The sequence below is a fragment of the Haloferula sp. genome (genome assembly GCF_049672945.1).
GTDB lineage: Bacteria > Verrucomicrobiota > Verrucomicrobiia > Verrucomicrobiales > Akkermansiaceae > Haloferula.
This window is the reverse complement of record NZ_JBATWY010000120.1, coordinates 1-3,267: the sequence shown is the minus strand read 5'-3', so window position 1 is coordinate 3,267 and position 3,267 is coordinate 1. Positions and strand designations below refer to the sequence as shown.

General features: G+C 60.3%; 2 protein-coding genes. One reads left to right on the top strand and one right to left on the bottom strand.

The window, feature by feature from the left end:
- The first annotated feature begins 312 nt into the window (after positions 1 to 312).
- Entirely contained in the window at positions 313 to 1,422 is a 1,110-nt protein-coding gene (locus WBG04_RS10560; protein WP_424314395.1) for a transposase, read from the top strand.
- A 623-nt stretch (positions 1,423 to 2,045) separates the two neighbouring features.
- Here WBG04_RS10560 and WBG04_RS10555 read toward each other — a convergent pair.
- The gene (locus WBG04_RS10555; RefSeq protein WP_424314394.1) at positions 2,046 to 2,612 is read right to left on the bottom strand and encodes a hypothetical protein; all 567 of its coding nucleotides are present in this window, start codon (positions 2,610 to 2,612) and stop codon (positions 2,046 to 2,048) included.
- Positions 2,613 to 3,267 lie beyond the last annotated feature (655 nt).

Sequence of the window (3,267 nt, the reverse complement as noted above, 5' to 3'; positions counted from 1 at the left end):
ATCAGGATCTCATACATGAGAATCGATCCCTTGTATGAGTAGCGAATGTGTTGCGTCCCGCCCGCGTCCGTCGAGAATTTGGGTTCTACCCCGAGGAGAAGCGAAATCGGTGAATGATCCATAGCCCTGCTCAATTTTCAGCCCAACGTCATAGCACACCAACCGCCTGATGGCAGTCGCGCGTTGACTCGAGATTGAGGGTTGTAATCATCTGTAAAATTCGACTTGGAGCGGGTCAGGCGGTTGGGTGAGCCGTCGTTAATTCGGGTTGTTGAGGGTATAGTGTCAGGTTGAACCCCAAACCACAAGACCATGAGACGAAAGAATTACGCCGCCATTGATCTGCATTCGCGCCACTCCGTCATCGGCTGGATGTCCAGCCGCGGAGAGATGCTCGGACAGCAGCGCTTCATCACCAACGAGGAAAATCTCATCGAGTTCACCCGCGCCATCCCCGCCCGCGAGGTCACCCTCACCATCGAGGCCGCTCCGCTCAGCCGCTGGGCCGCCGACATCCTCCGCCCGCACCTCGCCAGGCTCGTCATCTGCGACCCGCGCTACAACCGCCTCGTCAGCCAGTCCTCGAAGAAATCCGACGAAGTGGACGTCCGGATGCTCTGCGAACTGCTCCGCCTCAACGCCCTCCACGAGGTCTGGACCGGTGAGGACGACGGCCGCCTGGCCTTCCGCTGCGCTGCCTACGAGCTCATCAAGTTCCGCGACGAGCAACGCGAGCTCAAGGCCCACATCAAGACCCGCTACCGCGGAGCGGGCATCCTCAGCCTCGACGGCCGCGAGCTCTTCCACCGGGAGAAGCGCGAGCGCTGGATCGAACTCATGCCAGCCGACCGCCGCCACGGCCTGCTGCTGCTCTACAAGCTCTTCGACACCGCCCACGCCGCCTGGTCCGAGCAACTCGCCGAAGTCGTCCGCCTCGGCCGCGCCTATCCCGAAATTGAACGCTTCATGGAAGTCCCCGGCATCGGCGAAGTCGGCGCCCACCTCTTCAGCGCCATCATCGAAAATCCCCACCGCTTTACCAAGGCCAGCCAGCTTTACCGCTTCTGCGCCCTGGGCATCACCAGCAAGTCCAGCGACGGCAAGCCCCTCGGCTACGAGCGCATCGACCGCACCGGCAGACGCGAGCTCAAAACCATCTCCTACCATGCCTGGCGTACCGCCATCCGCCCCGGACAGTCCGAGGACTCCGTGCGCACCTTCTACCTCGAAAGCAAAGCCCGCACCGGCACCGCCCGCCACGGCCGCCTCAACACCCAGCGCAAGATCCTCAAAACCCTCTGGAGCATGTGGCGAAAGAACACCCGCTTCGACCCCGAGACTTTCCTCCATAAACCCGAGCCGCCATCCGTAGGGAAGCGGCGACGACGGCGCAGGCCCCGCGCGCGAAGGCGGAAGGGATGAACTTCCCCTCCGGCCCGTCCGCGAGCCGCGGGCGCCACGAGGAAGGCGCGGAGAGATCCGGCAAGTCGTCTGAAGGCCGCAAGGCATCCGATTGTGTGAATGATCCCCGCGCCACGCTTTTTGAAACCAATCTCTTGGCATCCTCCACGATGACATTGAACGACACCAGCGACAAGGCGACCGGCCAACTGCTCCCCGAGCCATCGGGTCGAGCCCCCGGACCGCCTCCGGGCACCCATCCCCTCTGCAAACAACCCACCCCCTGTTTCCTGATAGGGGGGCTGTGTTGTTTGCGCCGGGGCGCGCGCCCTCCGGCTGCACGTGCCAGTTCCAGGAACCTGCTTGGGAGTGAGAGACGACCCTGCCGCAAACTTCGCCAGACCCGGCCGAGGTCGTAAAACAACACCCGACGGATCGTCATCCGCCGCCCGCCGACCAGCCGCCGCGACGCAGCCGGAGGGAGAACTACGGCATCCCCCGTAGCGGACCAGCCCCCAGCGCTGTCGCAGTCGACTCCACCCAAGGTGACTCGAAAGCCAACCCCGCAGGGAAAAACCAAGGATTTCCGGCGGGGCCGGAGGACCTACGCATTTTTCCCTTGATTAAGAACCAGCGACGCCTTGTTAGCGCTTGGATTCGTTCCATGTGACGGTTCCGCCGTCAGTGGTAGTGCTCCCCTGAATCTTGAACGGAATAGGGGACTTCTTGAATGCTGCTTCATAGAGGCCCCTTCCGATGTCGGTGCCGCCATCACCGGGGTAAATCTCGATCGAAGCCATCTCATCCACGGAATCCCTCCCTACACGGAAATATCCGAAAGAGCCTGCGCTACCGCTGGCCTTGAGGTAGACCCAAACCCTCGTGAATCGATGGATCTTGGGATCGGTGTGGATTCTGGCTTGGTCAGGCTCGAAGGCAATCGCTAGGGGATGCGCCCAAACTTCGCCGATCCGCTTGTAGTCTCCGTCTCGATTGAGGTGAACGGCCCAAGGCCCACCCATCGTTCCGAATTCGTCTGGGCTGCCCGACAACAACATATCATCCACTCCGTCGCCATCGAGATCGACGATGATCCGGTAACGCTCGGCATACTTCGTCTTCCCTGCCGGGTCTAGCTGAGGCTTCAGCGACGGGTCGTCAGCGAGTGCCGAGATAGAACCGATGAGCAGGAGTCCGGCGATGATCTTCATATTCTTGCGCTAACGATCAAGCGCTGGCACCGCTGGGGCGAGGGTGAGCGTTGAAACGGGATGAAGGGTTAAAGCCACGGAAAGCATGGCCGACACAGCAGCCCCAGCGGTTGTCCAGCCGCGCCTTGTTCGCCCTTGTTGGTTCGTGTGGTTCAGTCATTGTGTAGTCAGAGTAACTCATGCTCAGCGAGAGCGTCATCCCAAATCACAGCAGAGTTCGCTCGAAAGTATCTCCGTAATGCATCATCTACTGGTAGGGTCTCAAGCTGTCCGCCAGCAATAGCAGAAAGCAATAGTCTCGAATCATCTGGACTCATCTTCGTGGTCTTCCCCTCAACGCTACAGCACCCGAAGCCATCAAAAGAAATCCTGCGGAGCGAGATAATCTCGGAATCATCTGTGTCGAAGTCGGCAAACACACTGCCACCCTGTAAGCAAAGACAAAAGCTACACGGTCGCGTCGGCATCACGGGAACTGTCTCGACTGCAATGGTCATAGTGAGTGGCGCAATTTTCTGGGCGAACGTCTGAGAACAGGCGATCCCGACCCTCATGGCGGCGGCACCGATTCTCGTTGATGGATGGAAGCACCAAAACCGGAACGCAACAAGGCCGCTTATAAGGGGTCGCCTGATTCGGCTTGTTCGCGTTTTCC

Excerpts from the sequence above, each read along its gene's own strand:
- WBG04_RS10560 (WP_424314395.1), top strand. The coding sequence starts at position 313 with ATGAGACGAAAGAATTACGCCGCCATTGATCTGCATTCGCGCCACTCC.
- WBG04_RS10555 (WP_424314394.1), bottom strand. The coding sequence starts at position 2,612 with ATGAAGATCATCGCCGGACTCCTGCTCATCGGTTCTATCTCGGCACTC.